This window comes from Ottowia thiooxydans DSM 14619 (assembly GCF_000422885.1).
Taxonomy (GTDB): Bacteria; Pseudomonadota; Gammaproteobacteria; order Burkholderiales; family Burkholderiaceae_C; genus Ottowia; species Ottowia thiooxydans.
The window spans coordinates 65,582-81,895 of the sequence record NZ_AUGX01000017.1; the positions used below are offsets into that span (position 1 = coordinate 65,582).

Genomic DNA, 16,314 nt, shown 5'->3' on the forward strand with positions numbered 1-16,314 from the left:
CTCATCAGTTCAAACTATAAACCAATTAAATCCTTTTTGCACCATTTGGTTTTGAATATGGTCCGTCAGGTCTAGAATGCGACCATGAAAACCCGCTCGTCGATCAAGGAACAGATACAGCGCGTGCGCGAGCAGGCCATCGTTGCGGCCGTCAATCGTTTGTTGGCGACCAAGGGCTATGACGCCATGACGGTCGACGAGGTAGCCGCTGAAGCTGGCATGGCCAAGGCCAGTCTCTACAAGCTGTTTACGTCCAAGGAAGAACTGGCGGGGGCCGCCATGGTCGGTGTGCTGGACCGCGCGCTGGCTTTCGTGGATAGACTCCGCGAGAACGCGGTGCAGGCGGCCGAGGCCGGCGCGCCCACGCGGCCACTCGATCAGCTCAAGGCGGTGACACGCTGGGCCATGCAGACGCAGCTTGAAGGTGAAATGCCGTCGCTGCCGGCGCAGAACTCCAACCTGAGCACCTCATTGCAGTCCAACGATGCCTACATCGACCGGCTGATTGCCCTCAGCAATCGGCTCAGTATCTGGATCACCGAAGCCCAAACGAGCGGCCAGATGCAAGCCAACTTACCGTCTGATTTGGTGCTCTACACCCTCTTCGCGCGCGCCTGCGATCCTGTGGTGGCCCTGCTCAAGGATTCGGGACAGTACACCAACCCGCAAATCATCGATTGGGTGTTGAGCACCACTTTTGATGGCTTGGCTTTGCCAGGAAGATGAACATCGCCACCCGTGACAGCGGCATCTTTTTTGCAGCCTGAGAAAATATTTCTTCGTTGAGTGCATCCAAACAGCGATCTGGTGGGTAGTACCTGTAGCAGCTCTTATGAACACGTTCTAAGAAGCACTGCTCAAGTCCACCACCCATCCTGTTTGGAGAAGTTCATGTTGACAACGAATACTGCCCCCCGCATTGCCACCCTCGCCTCTGTGGCTGCAGCGGTAACCCTGCTCGCCGCCTGCGGCACCATGACGCAGCCGATGAGCACGTTCTCGCAGGCCTCCCTGCCCGCCCCCATCCAGGTGCCTTCTGGTCACAAAGTGGCTTGGGAAACCGTAGGCAGCGGGGACATCACTTACGAATGCCGCGACAAAGCCGGCGCCGCTGGCCAGACGGAATGGGTCTTCGTTGGCCCGGACGCCGTGCTGAAAAGCCGTGCCGGCAAGCAAGTTGGCCGTTACTACGGCCCTCCCGCCACCTGGGAAGCCAACGATGGCTCCAAGCTCACCGCCACACAGCTCGCGGTCGCCCCTTCGGGCGCGGGAAGCCTGCCCTACCAACTGGTCAAAGCCAATCCAGCCATGGGCAGCGGAGACCTGGTGGGCGTCAGCTACATCCAGCGGGTAGCCTTACAAGGCGGCGTAGCTCCAGCAGACAAGCCCTGCAGCGCAGCCACCAAAGGCCAAAAGGCCGTAGTGAAGTACAAGGCCGACTACATCTTCTGGAAGCCGATGTAAGCCAACGGGTTCGCGGGGCTACACTCGGAGAAGGATCTTGTGTACTTCCTTCTCTACAGTTTCTGGCTCGTGCCGCCTACCACCCATATTCACGACGACAGCTTCGACCACGACACCGCGCTTGTAGCGTGTGCTCGCGGCGACCGCGATGCTTTGCGGCGCATCTACGAGTACGAATCGCGATACCTGCTTGGCGTGGCCCTGCGCATCGTGCGAGACCGCGCCTCAGCGGAAGACGTGCTCCATGATGCCTTTGTTGCGATCTGGAGCCGTGCTTCAAGCTTCGACGCCAGCCGCGGAGCTGGCCGGGGCTGGATCTACAGTATCGTGCGACATGCGGCCCTTAACCGGGTGCGAGACGGCGCCCGCGAAACCGTGCTGGATGAGCCGGCGGCTGCGCAACACGATGCCCAAGCGGCATTGGCGGCGTGGCAGGAGAATGGAAGCGAGTTGGCACAACACGCTGCGCTGGGCCGCCTGGGTCATTGCCTGGATGGCCTGGAGCCAGCACGCCGCGCGTGTATCTTGCACGCCTACCTGGACGGTTGCTCGCACAGCGAGATCGCCGCTCGGGTGCAGGCGCCTATTGGCACGGTAAAGGCCTGGATTCAGCGTAGTCTTCGCGCACTGCGGGAATGCATGCAATGAGCGGCTATATCACTCCTGAACTTCCGCGTGACGGCGGCGACCACGACGACCTGCACACTCAGGCTGGCGAGTATGTCCTGGGCACTCTTGATGGAGCGCAGCGCAGGGCCATAGCAGCTCGACTACCCCAGGAACCGGCACTGCGCGCTGCCGTGGAGGAATGGGAACAACGGCTGCTGCCGCTGACCACGCTCACTGAAGCGGTGGAACCTGCGCCTGCACTTTGGGAGCGCATTGCCGCCAGCATCGCTCCTGCTTACCGCACTCAATCCCAACCCGTACGCAGCCCTTGGTGGCGGTGGGATAGCCTCGCGCTGTGGCGTAGCCTGGCCGGCGGTGGTTTCACTGCGGCCGCTGTGCTCTCCGCCTTGCTGTTGGTGCGAGAACCCACACCACCAGCCGCGCCACGCTATTTCGTGGTGCTGGCCGCACCGCAGAGCCAAGCGCCCGGCTGGCTGGTACAAGCCCAGGCAACAGGCCGGCTGCGTCTGGTGCCGCTGGGTACCGATGTCGTCCCCACTGAAAAATCTCTGCAGTTCTGGACCAAGGCTGACAGCTGGAGTGCGCCGGTGTCGCTGGGTCTGGTGAAGCCCGGCGAGACGATAGAGGTGTCGATCGACCAACTTCCGCCACTGCAGCCCAATCAGTTGTTCGAGCTGACCCTGGAGCCCGCAGGTGGCTCTCCGATTGGCAAGCCCACGGGGCCCATCCAATTCATTGGCCGTGCGGTGCACATGTAGGCCACTTAAGTTCAAGAGCCATCCTGGACCTCGTTCTTTCCAGGCCAACTAAGCGGAATTGAGCGCATTGGCTATCGCAGTCAGGGCTTCCCGCCATCAATCTGCCCGCGACCAGAGCATCACCTGATTATCCGAGCTAGGATCAGAGGCTATGGATAAAAGATCTTCTCGCCCAAAAATCACGTTAGGCATCGATTTTGGGACCTCGAATTCGGCCGTCTCGTGGGCCGAACCAGGAGGCACGGCCCAGCTTATCGCTCTCGAAGGTGAGGCACTCTCCATTCCCACGGCGGTGTTCTATAACGCCGAAGATCGCCGCACCCACTTTGGCCGCGACGCCGTAGCCCAGTATCTGGCAGGCACTGAAGGCCGGCTGATGCGTTCTCTCAAAAGTCTACTGGGCAGCCCACTGTTGCAAGAGACCACGGAAGTCAATCACCAGCAGGTCAGCTACCATGACATTGTGGCGACCTTTCTGGCCGAATTGCGCAAGCGCGCCACGCAGGCGCTCGGTGTGGCGCCCACCCGCGTGGTGATGGGCCGTCCGGTGCACTTTGTAGACGACGCCCCTGAACGCGATGCGCTGGCCCAGCAGTCGCTGCAGCAGGCCGCGCACGATGTGGGGTTTGAACAGGTGTCCTTCCAGTTAGAGCCCATTGCTGCGGCACTGGACCATGAGAGGCGCCTCACCCGAGAAAACATGGTGTTGGTGGTGGATTTGGGCGGCGGCACCTCGGACTTCACCGTGGTCCGCCTCGGCCCTGAGCGCATGGTGCGATCAGATCGGTCTGGCGATGTACTGGCCACTACTGGCGTGCACATCGGCGGGACCGACTTCGACCAGAAGCTCAGTCTGGAGCAGGTGATGCCCTTATTCGGGTATCGCCACCTCGGGCCACAGCAACGCGAAGTGCCCAGCGGGGTCTTCTTCGATCTCGCTACCTGGCATCTGATCCACTGGCAGTACTTGCCGCGCGCGCTCAGCCAGGCGCAGGGGCTGCGCGTGAACTACAGCGATCCGCGCCTGCACGCACGACTGATGGAAGTGCTCAAGCAGCGCCATGGGCACCACATTGCCCACATGGTGGAGCAGGCCAAGATCGGTTGCTCACAGAGCGGCGCAGATACAACGATCGATCTCTCCGTCATTGAGCGCGGGCTACTAGCGCCCATGAGAGCGGCCGAGTTGCAGGACCACCTGGCCAGCTTGCTGGCGAAGACTGTGGCATGTGCACGCGAATGTGTGCAGCTTGCGGGCCTGGAAGACGGTGCACTCGATGCAATCTACCTCACCGGAGGGTCATCAGCCCTTCGCCCGTTCCAGCAGGCATTGCAAGCGGAATTTCCCAAAGTCCCCATGATGGAGGGCGATCTGTTCGGAGGGGTTGCTTCCGGACTGGTCTACAGCCGAAGCTGATTTTCTGATAACTGCCCGCTCGCCCATTCAAAGGATTTGACCAATGCTCGACCACGTTTTTTTAACCGTGAGCGACATTGAGCGCTCCATTTCCTTTTATGAAAAGGTGCTTCCGCTCCTGGGCATCACCATCCGCCATGACTACCAAGGCAAGGACGGCCCAGCGGGGCACCCCGACCTGAAAGGTTTTGGAGCCAAGGGCCGCGTGTTCTTCTGGCTAAGACAAGGCGTTTGCGCCCCGGGTGCCGTACACCTTGGCTTGGTAGCCGACTCCGAAGAGATGGTGAATCAGGCTCACGCACAAGCCCTGGCGGCGGGTGCAACGGAGATTCATCCGCCTGGCGCACAGCTTCACTACGACCCACGCTACTACGCTGCGCAGGTGAGAGATCCCGACGGCTACAGCCTCGAATTCGTCTACAAGAGCTGGCAACACCAGCCATAACCGGGTCCGTGCCGATCAGCTGATACCGTATTCATCTGTGTTGCCCACCGTCTTCAAAGGCTTCATCCTTACCCGCCATTGGCGCGACACGCCTGCCGGGACGGAAATCGAGCTCTGGCTGGCAACTGACGATGGGCCCAGGAAAGTCGTTCTCACCGCGCAGAAGTCGGTGGCGTTCGTTCCGGCGCGGCACCAGCACACCGTCGAAGCACAACTTGCGGATTTCCCCGGTATGCAGATTCGTCCGCTCGAGCTGAAGACCTTCCATCATGAACCGGTCGTCGGCATCTATGCGGCCCAATTCCGCCAGCTCGGCAAACTTTCTCGCGCGCTGAAACCGCACGACATTCCGCTGTTCGAAGCCGATGTGCGTCCCCATGACCGCTACCTGATGGAGCGGTTCCTCTTTGCAGGAGTGCAGATCGAGGGTGGTCGGGAGGAAGGCCGCACGATCGTGGACTGCCGGCTCAAGCCAGCCCCCGAATACCGTCCCGCACTGCGGGTCGTGTCGCTGGACATCGAAACCAGCCAGCATGAAGCTTTGTACTCCGTGGCCCTGGATGGCATGGCTGAGCGCGTTGTGTTCATGCTGGGGGAGCCGCAGGCTCACAGCGAACCCCTGGACTTTTCGCTCATCTACTGCCCGAGCCGCCGGGTCATGATCGAACGTCTCAACGACTGGTTGGCAGAGAACGACCCGGACGTCATTCTGGGTTGGAACGTGATTCAGTTCGATCTGCGCGTTCTTCAAAAGACGGCGGACGACTGCGGCGTGAAGCTCCTCCTTGGCCGAGAGGGCCAAACCACGCAGTGGCGGGCGCACCCGAGAAAACAAGGTTATCTCTTCGCGCCCACACCTGGCCGGGTGATCATTGATGGGATCGACGCATTGAGGGCCGCCGTATGGAGCTTCCCTTCCTTCAGCCTGGAAAACGTCTCGCAGACGCTTTTAGGCGAAGGCAAGTCCATTGGCGATGAGTACGACAAGATGGCCGAGATTGAGCGGCGCTTTCAGCAAGACAAGCCAGCCCTGGCCATCTACAACATTCGCGACTGCGAGTTGGTCCTGCGCATCTTCGAGAAGACCAAGTTGCTGCAATTCGTGATGGAGCGCGCGCAAACCACCGGCCTGCAAGCGGATCATTTCGGTGGCTCCATTGCGGCGTTCAGCCACCACTACCTGCCGCGCATGCATCGCCAGGGGTATGTGGCCCCCAACGTGGGCGAGATCGCAAGCAAGGCTTATCCGGGCGGCTATGTGATGGACTCGAAGCCCGGTTTCTACGATTCGGTGGTGGTGCTCGACTACAAAAGCCTGTACCCATCGATCATCCGAACCTTCCTTGTCGACCCGGTCGGCTTTGCTGAAACCAGCCAAAACTCTGACTCGGCCGAATGGGTGAAAGGCCCTGAGGGCACCTTATTCTCCCGGGAAAAACACTGCCTGCCGGAGATTGTCACCACGCTCTCCAAAGCCCGTGACGAAGCCAAACGAGCAAAGAATGAGCCGCTATCACAGGCCCTGAAGTTGCTCATGAACTCTTTTGCTGGCGTGCTGGGAGCCACCGAATGCCGCTTCTTCAATCCAAAACTGGTGTCGGCTGTCACTTTGCGTGGACACGAAATGATGAAGCTCACGCAGGCATTCGTGGAAGACCGTGGGTTCGAAGTCATCTACGGCGATACCGACTCCATCTTCATCTGGCTCAAGAAAGCCCACACGAATACCGAAGCCCACGCCCTTGCCACAGAGCTTGTGAGCAGCATCAATGCGTGGTGGACACAAACCCTCCGTGATGAACAAGGGCTTGAAAACTTCCTCGAAATCGAGTTGGATACCCACTACAAGAAGTTCTTCATGCCCACCATTCGAGGCTCGGAAATCGGCAGCAAGAAGCGCTATGCGGGCCTGAGCGTAGATGCGAATGACAGGGAGGAAATGGTCTACCGGGGTCTGGAGATGGCTCGCAGCGACTGGACCCTGCTAGCCCGCCAGTTTCAAGAGGGTTTGCTCACACGCATTTTTCAGGGCGCGCCCTACCGGGAGTTCGTGACCGACTATGCACGCTCAACGGTGGCGGGCGAAAAAGATGAACTTCTTGTCTATAGAAAGCGGTTGCGCCATAGGCTGGATGCCTACCATGTGAATGTACCGCCTCAAGTGAGAGCCGCCCGGATAGCCGACGAATTCAACGCCAAGCTCGGCCGCCCCAAACAGTACCAGAGCGGTGGATGGATTCAGTACGTCATGACCAAAAGCGGGCCGGAGCCTTTGGAAGCACGCCGCTCTGGCATCGATTACACGCATTACCTGAGCAAACAGCTTCAACCGATTGCGGATGCCATTCTTGCGCCGCTGGGCGAAAGCTTCTCAGCGCTGACGACTTCTCAGCGGAGGCTGTTCTAGGGCGTGTTCACACACCCTGACTCAAGGCCGCGCTGGACTCGCGGTTCTATGCACCCTTCGCCCATTTCAACGCGAAATACTCCACGCCAGGCGTGTTAGTGCGAGGCAAGCGGCCAGCCCCAAGCCCGCCGAGAACCACAAGGCGCCTACCCCCAACCGCTCCATCACCAGACCAAACAAGAACGGAGCGCCCGCCTGCACGATGCGAGCTGGCACCATTAGAAATCCTTGCCTCTGGCCGTACCCCTTTGCACCGAAAAACAGCAGTGGCAGCGTTCCTATGACGATGGTCAGGATGCCATTTCCGAGGCCGTGCAATACCGCAAAGGCCATCGCGGCCGAGCTTCCGAAAAGGCCAATGCAAAGCGCGCCCAAGGGATGAGCAAGCGTCGCCAGACGCGCCGACAACAGGGGGTGCGCACGACTCAGAAACGCGAACTCAAACAAACGCCCTACGACCTGGGCCGGCCCCACCAGCGCCGCGATGCCCACTGCTGCCGCCAGGCTAGCACCCACGCCCAGCAGCAGTGCAGGCAAATGAGCCGCCATGGCCGTACTGATGAACCAGGCAACCGCGAACACGAACGCCAGCAAGACAGCAGCACCACGCTGTTGGTGAGGGGCCAAGGCCGCTTGCTGCTCCGCCTTTTCTGCGCCCCCATTCGATGCAGACGCTACTTGCTCGGCAGCCGGCAACAAGGCGTTAAGCGGCAGGCCAATGACCAGGTGCAGGCCCGCCCACACCAGACAGGCCTCGCGCCAACCCACGCTGCTCTCCAGATAGGACGTCAGCGGCCAGCCCACCGTACTGGCAAAGCCAGCGAACAATGTGATGCCGGTGATCGTGCGCCGTGCCTGTTGACCGTGCAGTCTCACCGCTGTGGCGAACGCGGCTTCATAGAGGCCACTGCCCATCGCCAGGCCTATGACGGCCCAGGCCGCAAATACGTGCAGCGGCGTCTGCGCCTGGCTAAGCGCCGCCAAGCCCGCCGCGAACACCAGATTGCTGAGCATCAGCACAGGCCGGCCGCCTCGACGGTCAATCAGCCGTCCGGCGAATGGGCCAACGGCAGCAGACATCAGCAAGGCCACGGAGAATGCCCCGAACACGGTGGAGCTCGATGCGCCGACGGCCTGACCAATAGCGCCCGCCAAGATAGCAGGCAGGTAGTACGACGATGCCCAGGCCAAAGTCTGCGCCACGCCCAGAAGCACGATGATCGTGGCTCGGTTTTTCACTTGCGCTGGGCTCGTCAGATGCTGCGCAGGTTGACCCGCTTGGACACGGCCTCGGCACTCTCGCGCCGCTCGCTGTAGCGATCCACCAGGTAGTCGGCGCAATCGCGCGTCAGCAACGTGAACTTTACGAGCTCTTCCATCACATCGACCACGCGCTCGTAATACGGAGAAGCCTTCATCCGGCCATCCTCTTCAAACTCCGCAAATGCTTTAGCCACGGACGACTGGTTAGGGATCGTCAGCATGCGCATCCATCTGCCCAGCACGCGCAGTTGGTTGACCGCGTTAAAGGACTGCGAACCGCCAGAGACCTGCATGACAGCCAAGGTCTTGCCCTGGGTCGGCCGCACCGATCCGACCGACAGAGGAATCCAGTCGATCTGCGACTTCATGATGCCGGTCATGGCGCCGTGCCGCTCGGGGGAGCACCACACCATGCCCTCGGCCCACTGTGCAAGTTCGCGCAGCTCCTGCACCTTGGGATGGTCCTCGGGCGCGCCATCGGGTTGAGGCAGGCCGCGCGGATCGAAGATACGCGGCTGCGCCCCCATCGCGTGCAGCAGCCGGGCGGCTTCCTCGGTCACCAGGCGGCTGTAGGAGCGCTCACGCACCGAACCGTAGAGCAGCAGGATGCGCGGCGGATGCGTTAGCCGTTCAACCGGAAGCAGCCGCGTCAGATCTGGCTGGCGAAAGCTGCCGTCATCGACGTTTGGCACTTCAGAGCTTTGCAACGCGCTCCCCCTTCCCGTCAATGACGATCTCACCATCTTCTTTGGTAAAGGCGCCTTGCTGCGGCTTCGGCAACAGACCCAGCACCGCTTCCGAAGGACGGCACAACCGAGTTCCCAACGGCGTGACCACGATTGGCCGATTGATCAGGATGGGTTCTTGAAGCATGAAATCGACCAATTGCGCGTCGCTCCACTCCAGACTGTCCAAGCCCAGCGCGTCGTACGGTGTGTCCTTGCGGCGCAGAAGCTCGCGTGGCGTGATCCCCATGGCCACAATCAACGCTTGCAGGGTCGACCGGTCAGGCGGCGTCTTCAGGTACTCGATGATCTGAGGTTCTTCACCGGAATTTCGAATCATCTCAAGCACGTTGCGAGACGTGCCGCATGCAGGGTTGTGGTAAATCGTGATGTCAGTCATGCGTAGAGGTTTCCGTTGGTTAGAAAAAAATCCATCCGCAGACTGCGGCAAAGCCGACAACGGCCACTGGAGAGATCTTGAAAACCACCAACATCACGAAAGCGATGATCGCAATCAAGCAGTCGGCCGCAGTATGGATGGCGCTCGTCCAAACCGGGTCGTACAGGGCGGATGCAAGCAACCCCACGACCGCAGCGTTGACCCCCGCGGCGGCCTGACGCACACCGAGGTGTTGACGCAGCGACTCCCAGAAAGGAAGTGCCCCAACGACCAGCAGGAACGCCGGAACGAATATGACCGTCAGCAGCGCCAGACCTCCGATCCATCCGCCCAGCGGCCACGGCATCACCGCCCCCAGGTAAGCCGCAAAGGTGAACAGCGGCCCCGGAACGGCCTGCGTTGCCCCGTAGCCAGCAAGGAAGGCGTCATTGCTGACCCACCCCGGTAACACGACACCAGCATGCAGCAGCGGCAGCACCAGATGGCCTCCGCCAAACACCAGGCCGCCTGCTAAGTACATCGCTGCGATGGCTGAGATCAAAAACAAGTTGGTGCCAGCGGCGATCACAGGCAGCGCTATAAGCAGAACGATAAATACAGCCAAGAGCAGCGCGCCTGTGCGCTTGGAGACCCCATAGTCATATGTCGACACCACGGGCAGTTGATTGAGCCGCAACGCCCAGCGCCCAATCACTGCTCCCAACGCGATGGCGGCAAACTGCCCAATGGAGCCCGGGACCGCCCACACCAGCAGTGCAGCGGCGACAGCCAACCCAGCTCGCAGGCGGTCGGGACAGAACGCCTTGCCCATCGACCAGACTGCTTGAGCCACCACAGACACAGCTGCGATCTTCAGACCATGCACCGCGCCCGACGACGCGAGATCTTTCCACTGCAAGGCGCCGAGCGCGAATACGATGAGTGCCATTGCGGATGGCATGGTGAACCCCACCCAGGCAGCGAGCGCACCTAACCAGCCAGCGCGCCGAAGACCTAAAGCGATTCCGAGCTTGCTACTCGCAGGCCCCGGCAGAAACTGGCAGAAGACCACGAGATTCAAGAAGCTCTCCTCATCGAGCCAACGACGGTGGTCCACGAACTCCGCGCGGAAGTATCCAATGTGTGCCACCGGGCCACCGAACGAGGTCAACCCGAGCTTCAGGAAAGCAAGAAAGACCTCAAATGCGGATTTAGCAGGAAACCTCATGTGTGTGGAACTTGGCTAAGCCAGGCTAAGGCGTAGAGCCAGCGCCGCCAGTGTGATCAGCAATACGGGCAGCGTCAGCACAATGCCTACCTTGAAGTAGTAGCCCCAACTGATGGTCATTCCCTTCTTCTGTAGCACGTGCAGCCACAGCAACGTGGCCAGGCTGCCAATGGGCGTGATCTTCGGTCCCAGATCACAGCCGATCACGTTGGCGTAAACCATGGCCTCTTTCACCACCCCGCTGGCGTGCGATGCATCGATGGACAGCGCACCAATCAACACGCTTGGCAAGTTATTCATCACTGACGACAACAACGCAGTGAGCACGCCAGTGCCCAGCGCTGCGCCCCAAATGCCCCCCTGCGCAAACAAGTTCAACAACCCGGCGAGGCGGTCTGTTAACCCGGCATTGCGCAGGCCATAGACCACGAGGTACATGCCGAGCGAGAACACGACGATCTGCCAGGGAGCCCCACGCAGCACTTTGCGCGTGCTGATGGCTTTGCCGCGCGCAGCCACCCCAAGCAGCACCACAGCTGCCACGGCCGCGACGGCACTGACAGGCACGCCCAGCGGTTCCAGGCCGAAGAAACCCACCAGCAACAAGACCAGCACCACCCAGCCTGCGCGAAATGTGGCCACATCACGAATGGCCAGCGCAGGTTTCCTGAGCTGTGCCACGTCGTAGCGTGCCGGCACGCTACGACGGAAGTACAGCAAAAGGATCCCCAAACTCGACAATACGGCGACGATATTCACAGGCACCATCACCGAAGCATAGGCATTAAAGCCGATGCCGAAGAAGTCAGCGGACACGATGTTGACCAGGTTGGACACTATCAGCGGCAAACTCGCGGTGTCCGCGATGAATCCTGCCGCCATCACGAAGGCCAGCGTCGCGGCCGGCGAGAAGCCCAACGCGACCAACATCGCCATGACAATGGGCGTGAGAATCAGCGCGGCACCGTCGTTGGCGAATAGAGCCGCAACGGCAGCGCCCAGAAGCACAATGAAGACAAACAATCGCGGGCCGCTGCCGCCCCCCCAGCGGGCCACGTGCAAGGCAGACCACTCAAAGAATCCCGCTTCGTCCAGCAGGAGGCTGATGATGATGATGGCCACGAACGTGGCGGTCGCATTCCAGACAATGCCCCACACCACGGCGATATCACCCAGGTGAACTGCACCGAACACGAGGGCCAGAGCGGCGCCGAGAGAGGCACTCCAACCAATGCCCAGGCCTCTCGGTTGCCAGATGACCAGTACAAGGGTGAAGATAAAAATCAGGATGGCCGCAAGCATGGCGGAGGTCTTCTATGGAGTGAAAGGGGAATGGCGGCCCGAATGAACCACTGGATTGATCACGTTGCCTGCATCGAACCCAGGGAGTGCGACGCTCTGGAGCAGCTCCCTGATCCGCATGTGGCGGCACAAAAATTTCATCGCATTCTCTTCAGCAGCGACTCGTCGCTTTGGTGCCGGTGGTCACGCACGCTGAGCCTTCGCAGCAATTCTCCGTGAGGTAACTCAACAAGTCGTTCATCATGTTGAATGAAGCACGATAGACCAGATTTCGCCCTTGGCGCTCCTGCGTTACCAAGCCCGCATGCGTCAGCTCCTTGAGGTGGAACGACAGCGTGTTGCCAGGCACCGCTAACTGCTCCACCAGCGCGCCAGGTGTCAACCCTTCAGCGCCCGCGACCACCAGTACACGGAACAGCCGCAGGCGCAGAGCCTGGGCCAGAGCGGCGAGGGATCGAACGGCATCAGCTTCGTGCATATATCTACTATACAACGATTATGGAATTAAATAGAGCTATGTACTTGACCCTGCAAGAACGCGGGCGGAATGCGCCACGATGGCACATGAAAGCCATTTCCGAGGCAAGTGTTGAAGAAAGCCGTGGCTGCAAAGTGTCGCCAGCTGATCGACAATGAAGGCAGCGAGCGGCGGGGACCTGCAAGGTAAAGAGCCTTTCTCAAGTCTTAACCGCATGCCGCATCCAATTTCCACCGAGAGCCCCTCATGAACACACTTCCCACCACCGCGCTCGAACTGCGCTCCCTCGTGCAAGCTGACGGCACCCTGCAACTCAGCCTGGAATCCGTTCCTGTTCCCACTCCCGGGGCCGACCAGGTTTTGATCCAAATGCAGGCCGCCCCCATCAACCCCTCGGACATTGGCCTTCTTTTGGGCCCTGCTGACCTGTCTACAGTTGAGGTCACGGGCAGCCCAGACCGACCGGTGGCGACTGCCCGTATCCCTGAGCCAGCCATGTTGCGCCTCGCTCCCCGCATCGGCGAAAGCATGCCCGTCGGCAACGAGGGCGCTGGGCTGGTGGTGGCCGCGGGATCTTCGCCCGCAGCACAAGCGTTGCTTGGCCGCACGGTGGCGGCAATTGGCGGCGCCATGTATTCGCAATACCGGCTCATGCCTGCCGCGCAATGCCTGCCCTTGCCGGCGGACACCACGGCAGCGGAAGGCGCGTCGTGCTTCGTCAATCCCTTGACCTCCCTCGGAATGGTCGAAACGATGAAGCGAGAAGGCCACACTGCATTAGTGCACACAGCGGCTGCCAGCAACCTCGGCCAAATGCTTAACAAGGTTTGCCAGAAGGACGGCATTGGCTTGGTCAACATTGTGCGCAGACCCGAGCAGGCCCAACTGCTGCGGGATTTGGGCGCCAAGTATGTTTGCGACAGCAGCGCACCCGGATTCCTGGAAGACTTGACCAATGCGTTGGCAGACACGGGTGCAACCATCGCCTTCGACGCCACAGGCGGCCCTCTGGCGGGGCAAATCCTGCAATGCATGGAAACCGCTATCAGCCGCAATGCCAAGGAATACAGCCGCTACGGTTCGGCGGTGCACAAGCAGGTCTACCTATATGGCCAACTGGATCCTCGGCCTGTCGAAATTCATCGCAACTTTGGCATGGCCTGGAGCGTGGGCGGATGGCTGCTGTTTCCGTTCCTCCACAAAATCGGCAATGAGGCAGCCCAGGTACTACGCGCCCGCGTGGCCTCTGAATTGAAAACCACGTTCGCCAGCCACTACGCACGCACCGTTTCGCTGGCAGGCGCATTGAGCGCTGAGAATATCGCGTTTTATGGCGCACGCAACACGGGTGCCAAGGTGTTGATTGATCCCTCCATTTAAAGAAGCCAATTCAGCTTCATCGTTTCTTTGGCGAAGGTCGCGGCGGCGATAAGACCACCACCGCGATCGGACGCTCAGCGCCCACGGGAGATCGATTCAGACTTCATAAGCTGTTTCGCTGCGCCGACACTTTGAAGATGAAATCCAACTCGACAGTGGCCCCTTTGGGTAGTTGCAAGACGCCAACGGAGGTACGCGAGTGGGCAGAACACGGCCCCAGGACGGCAGACAATAGATCCGAAGCCGCATCGGCAACTTCACTGTGCTGGGTGAACGTAAGGGCCGAGCGGATGAACACGCTCATCCGGGGAACGAGAAGCACGGCCTCAAGAGAGCCACATATCTGCTTGACCAACGCCAGTGCGCGAAGCGTGCTGATCTGTGCGGCAAAGCAAGCTTGCTCAAACGACGCTTCGGCACCCGCCGCACCCACCACCGCAATGGAATCGGCTATTCGAGGTATTTGACCGCTGACGTAGATGAGATCGCCGTCTCGCAACGCGGGCGTGTAATTGCCGCCGATCTTGATGGGTGAAGACAGAGGAAAGCCAAGCGACTGCGCTTGCACTTCGAAGCGGTGATCTGACGACATAAACGGTGGAGCCTAATGAATCGGACTTCGTTGGAGCGCAGGCTACGCCCCAGGAAAGAGGCCCTCAAGCTTATGGCAAATCCACTCGTCGGCTGAATCGATATTACGCAGCGCTCGTCGTAACCGACGCAAAGGCCCCTTCGCTTCGTAGCTCACTTCCAGTGCTCGAGCAGTATCTGAGTAGCACGCACCCAGTTGGAGATCATCTGCTGCCTGCGAATGGGGTTCTTGCGCAAGACACCTGACAGCACCAATCCACGCAGAAAATCCGTGGTCATGGCAATCACCGCGTCGTGGCCAGGCCTGTCTGCCACGGAGGCAAAGAGTGCTCGTAACACGCGCTCGCTTTCCTTGCGGGCGCCACGCTCAACTTTAAGCAGCGCCTCCCGCAGTCCGTCATCCGTGCGGGCCAGCGCCCAAAGCTCCAGCTCTGCCATGAACGGCGGCTGAGCCATCATCAGTGCCAGGGCGCGTATGGCGCGCTCTACTGCATCCGGCGCACTCTGCAGCTTCTCCAGCATCTCGAAAACACTTTGCTCATTGCGGCGCACCAAATCGGTCACGGTGGCGGAGAGCAGTTCTGCGTGAGTGGGAAAGTGGTGAAGTAATGCGCCGCGACTGACACCTGCCTTGCGCTGCACCTCCAGTGTGGTGGTGCGCGCTGCACCCTGCCCGATCAACGACTCGACAGCGGCATCGAGGATTCGATCGCGGATAGAGCGTTCTGAAAACGCGTCTTTCGCGGTCTCATTGTTCTTATTGGCAGTAGAAGTCATGGTGGAGAATGGCCAAACAGTCAGCATTGACTGTATCACTTAACGAGCATACAGTCAGGGTTGACTGTTTTTTATCGCCCTCAAAATTTCCTAGAAAAGGATCCATCCATGCCCAAATTCAGCACGCTCCAGATTGAAAAGGACACCCAGAATCCTCGTATCGCTCGTCTGCTTCTAAACCGTCCGGAGCGGTTGAACGCCATCAGCGATGAAATGCCGCGAGAAATCAGGGCTGCAGTGGAGTGGGCTAACGCAGAAGACGAGGTGCATGTGATCGTCATCGAGGGAGCAGGCAAAGGGTTCTGCGGGGGCTACGATCTAACCGGTTATGCAGAGCAGCATATCGAGCACCCCTGCCAGCAAGAAAAAACGCCTTGGGACCCGATGCTTGACTACGCTTGCATGAAGCGCAATACCGAAGACTTCATGACGCTGTGGAAAAGCGCCAAACCCACCATCGCCAAAGTGCATGGCGCAGCGGCGGCCGGAGGCAGCGATATCGCCTTATGTTGCGACCTTCTGGTCATGGCAGACAACGCCCGTATCGGTTACATGCCCACACGGGTATGGGGATGCCCCACCACCGCAATGTGGACCTTTCGTCTGGGCCCAATGCGCGCCAAACAGATGATGTTCACCGGAGATCTAATCGATGGAAAAACTGCAGCCGACTGGGGCCTTGCGACCATAGCCGTTCCTCTAGAAGAACTGGAGAGCGCTACGATGAAACTGGCGAGCCGGATCGCAGGCGTGCCTCGCTCACACCTGGCCATGCACAAGATGGTAGTGAATCAGGTGATGCTGAATATGGGCCTCGAGCAGACGCAAACGATGGCCACCTTGTTCGATGGCGTCACGCGCCACAACCCTGAAGGCCTGTGGTTTCGCCGCCACGCGCAAGAGCACGGATTTAAATCCGCGATCGAATGGCGCGACAGTGGACGCCCTATTCCCGAAGGAGATGAAGCAAGAGCACTCATTCGCGAGATTGATGCAAAGGCAACGTGAATGGTCTTGGCCGTCTTGCCAGGAGAGATTAATGCTATTTCAACGGCACTAACGATCCCGGC

17 protein-coding genes are annotated in these 16,314 nt (G+C 59.9%); 9 read left to right on the forward strand and 8 right to left on the reverse strand.

Going from position 1 to position 16,314, the window contains the following annotated elements; genetic code table 11:
- Window positions 1-84: 84 nt before the first annotated feature.
- The 7 genes from G518_RS0116290 (at window position 85) to G518_RS0116320 (ending at window position 7,121) form a co-directional block, all read left to right on the forward strand.
- Window positions 85-726, forward strand: a complete 642-nt coding sequence (locus tag G518_RS0116290; protein ID WP_028603466.1) for a TetR/AcrR family transcriptional regulator — start codon at window positions 85-87, stop codon at window positions 724-726.
- 165 nt (window positions 727-891) lie between these two features.
- On the forward strand, window positions 892-1,464 hold the full coding sequence (locus G518_RS0116295) for a DUF3455 domain-containing protein (RefSeq protein WP_028603467.1): 573 nt from the start codon (window positions 892-894) through the stop codon (window positions 1,462-1,464).
- Between the two features lie 39 nt (window positions 1,465-1,503).
- Entirely contained in the window at window positions 1,504-2,112 is a 609-nt protein-coding gene (locus G518_RS0116300; RefSeq protein ID WP_425414290.1) for a sigma-70 family RNA polymerase sigma factor, read from the forward strand.
- Window positions 2,109-2,852 (forward strand): anti-sigma factor, encoded by a 744-nt coding sequence (locus G518_RS0116305; RefSeq protein WP_036594970.1) that lies wholly within the window; start codon window positions 2,109-2,111, stop codon window positions 2,850-2,852. The genes G518_RS0116300 and G518_RS0116305 overlap by 4 nt, the downstream gene beginning before the upstream one ends.
- A 151-nt stretch (window positions 2,853-3,003) precedes the next feature.
- Window positions 3,004-4,269 (forward strand): Hsp70 family protein, encoded by a 1,266-nt coding sequence (locus G518_RS0116310; RefSeq protein WP_028603470.1) that lies wholly within the window; start codon window positions 3,004-3,006, stop codon window positions 4,267-4,269.
- Between the two features lie 43 nt (window positions 4,270-4,312).
- The gene (locus tag G518_RS0116315; RefSeq protein WP_028603471.1) at window positions 4,313-4,714 is read left to right on the forward strand and encodes a VOC family protein; all 402 of its coding nucleotides are present in this window, start codon (window positions 4,313-4,315) and stop codon (window positions 4,712-4,714) included.
- 37 nt (window positions 4,715-4,751) lie between these two features.
- The gene (locus tag G518_RS0116320) at window positions 4,752-7,121 is read left to right on the forward strand and encodes a DNA polymerase II (RefSeq protein ID WP_028603472.1); all 2,370 of its coding nucleotides are present in this window, start codon (window positions 4,752-4,754) and stop codon (window positions 7,119-7,121) included.
- Between the two features lie 66 nt (window positions 7,122-7,187).
- Here G518_RS0116320 and G518_RS0116325 read toward each other — a convergent pair whose 3' ends face one another.
- The 6 genes from G518_RS0116325 to G518_RS0116355 form a co-directional block, all read right to left on the reverse strand.
- Window positions 7,188-8,360: an MFS transporter gene (locus tag G518_RS0116325; protein ID WP_028603473.1), complete on the reverse strand. Its 1,173-nt coding sequence runs from the start codon at window positions 8,358-8,360 to the stop codon at window positions 7,188-7,190.
- Window positions 8,361-8,374: 14 nt separating this feature from the next.
- The gene (gene arsH / locus G518_RS0116330; RefSeq protein ID WP_028603474.1) at window positions 8,375-9,091 is read right to left on the reverse strand and encodes an arsenical resistance protein ArsH; all 717 of its coding nucleotides are present in this window, start codon (window positions 9,089-9,091) and stop codon (window positions 8,375-8,377) included.
- Complete coding sequence (arsC, locus tag G518_RS0116335; RefSeq protein WP_028603475.1) at window positions 9,078-9,509, reverse strand: arsenate reductase (glutaredoxin); 432 nt, start codon at window positions 9,507-9,509, stop codon at window positions 9,078-9,080. Before arsC ends, arsH begins: the two co-directional genes overlap by 14 nt.
- Before the next feature lie 19 nt (window positions 9,510-9,528).
- Window positions 9,529-10,716, reverse strand: a complete 1,188-nt coding sequence (gene chrA, locus G518_RS0116340; RefSeq protein WP_028603476.1) for a chromate efflux transporter — start codon at window positions 10,714-10,716, stop codon at window positions 9,529-9,531.
- 15 nt (window positions 10,717-10,731) lie between these two features.
- Window positions 10,732-12,018: an arsenic transporter gene (locus G518_RS0116345; protein WP_028603477.1), complete on the reverse strand. Its 1,287-nt coding sequence runs from the start codon at window positions 12,016-12,018 to the stop codon at window positions 10,732-10,734.
- Window positions 12,019-12,169: 151 nt separating this feature from the next.
- Window positions 12,170-12,496, reverse strand: coding sequence for an ArsR/SmtB family transcription factor (locus G518_RS0116355; RefSeq protein WP_028603478.1), 327 nt, complete (start codon window positions 12,494-12,496; stop codon window positions 12,170-12,172).
- Between the two features lie 246 nt (window positions 12,497-12,742).
- On the opposite strand from G518_RS0116355, the gene G518_RS0116365 reads away from it, so the two are divergent.
- The gene (locus G518_RS0116365) at window positions 12,743-13,876 is read left to right on the forward strand and encodes a zinc-binding dehydrogenase (RefSeq protein WP_028603479.1); all 1,134 of its coding nucleotides are present in this window, start codon (window positions 12,743-12,745) and stop codon (window positions 13,874-13,876) included.
- A 103-nt stretch (window positions 13,877-13,979) separates the two neighbouring features.
- Here the strand turns inward: G518_RS0116365 and G518_RS0116370 are convergent, their stop codons facing one another.
- Window positions 13,980-14,468 (reverse strand): RidA family protein, encoded by a 489-nt coding sequence (locus G518_RS0116370; protein ID WP_028603480.1) that lies wholly within the window; start codon window positions 14,466-14,468, stop codon window positions 13,980-13,982.
- A gap of 152 nt (window positions 14,469-14,620) precedes the next feature.
- On the reverse strand, window positions 14,621-15,244 hold the full coding sequence (locus tag G518_RS0116375; protein WP_028603481.1) for a TetR/AcrR family transcriptional regulator: 624 nt from the start codon (window positions 15,242-15,244) through the stop codon (window positions 14,621-14,623).
- A gap of 108 nt (window positions 15,245-15,352) precedes the next feature.
- On the opposite strand from G518_RS0116375, the gene G518_RS0116380 reads away from it, so the two are divergent.
- Window positions 15,353-16,252 (forward strand): crotonase/enoyl-CoA hydratase family protein, encoded by a 900-nt coding sequence (locus tag G518_RS0116380; protein ID WP_028603482.1) that lies wholly within the window; start codon window positions 15,353-15,355, stop codon window positions 16,250-16,252.
- Window positions 16,253-16,314 lie beyond the last annotated feature (62 nt).

Bases quoted from the DNA above. Each gene is read 5' to 3' on its own strand.
- G518_RS0116290 (WP_028603466.1), top strand. From the start codon at position 85: ATGAAAACCCGCTCGTCGATCAAGGAACAGATACAGCGCGTGCGCGAG.
- G518_RS0116295 (WP_028603467.1), top strand. From the start codon at position 892: ATGTTGACAACGAATACTGCCCCCCGCATTGCCACCCTCGCCTCTGTG.
- G518_RS0116305 (WP_036594970.1), top strand. From the start codon at position 2,109: ATGAGCGGCTATATCACTCCTGAACTTCCGCGTGACGGCGGCGACCAC.
- G518_RS0116310 (WP_028603470.1), top strand. From the start codon at position 3,004: ATGGATAAAAGATCTTCTCGCCCAAAAATCACGTTAGGCATCGATTTT.
- G518_RS0116315 (WP_028603471.1), top strand. From the start codon at position 4,313: ATGCTCGACCACGTTTTTTTAACCGTGAGCGACATTGAGCGCTCCATT.
- arsC (WP_028603475.1), bottom strand. From the start codon at position 9,509: ATGACTGACATCACGATTTACCACAACCCTGCATGCGGCACGTCTCGC.
- chrA (WP_028603476.1), bottom strand. From the start codon at position 10,716: ATGAGGTTTCCTGCTAAATCCGCATTTGAGGTCTTTCTTGCTTTCCTG.
- G518_RS0116345 (WP_028603477.1), bottom strand. From the start codon at position 12,018: ATGCTTGCGGCCATCCTGATTTTTATCTTCACCCTTGTACTGGTCATC.
- G518_RS0116355 (WP_028603478.1), bottom strand. From the start codon at position 12,496: ATGCACGAAGCTGATGCCGTTCGATCCCTCGCCGCTCTGGCCCAGGCT.
- G518_RS0116365 (WP_028603479.1), top strand. From the start codon at position 12,743: ATGAACACACTTCCCACCACCGCGCTCGAACTGCGCTCCCTCGTGCAA.
- G518_RS0116370 (WP_028603480.1), bottom strand. From the start codon at position 14,468: ATGTCGTCAGATCACCGCTTCGAAGTGCAAGCGCAGTCGCTTGGCTTT.
- G518_RS0116375 (WP_028603481.1), bottom strand. From the start codon at position 15,244: ATGACTTCTACTGCCAATAAGAACAATGAGACCGCGAAAGACGCGTTT.
- G518_RS0116380 (WP_028603482.1), top strand. From the start codon at position 15,353: ATGCCCAAATTCAGCACGCTCCAGATTGAAAAGGACACCCAGAATCCT.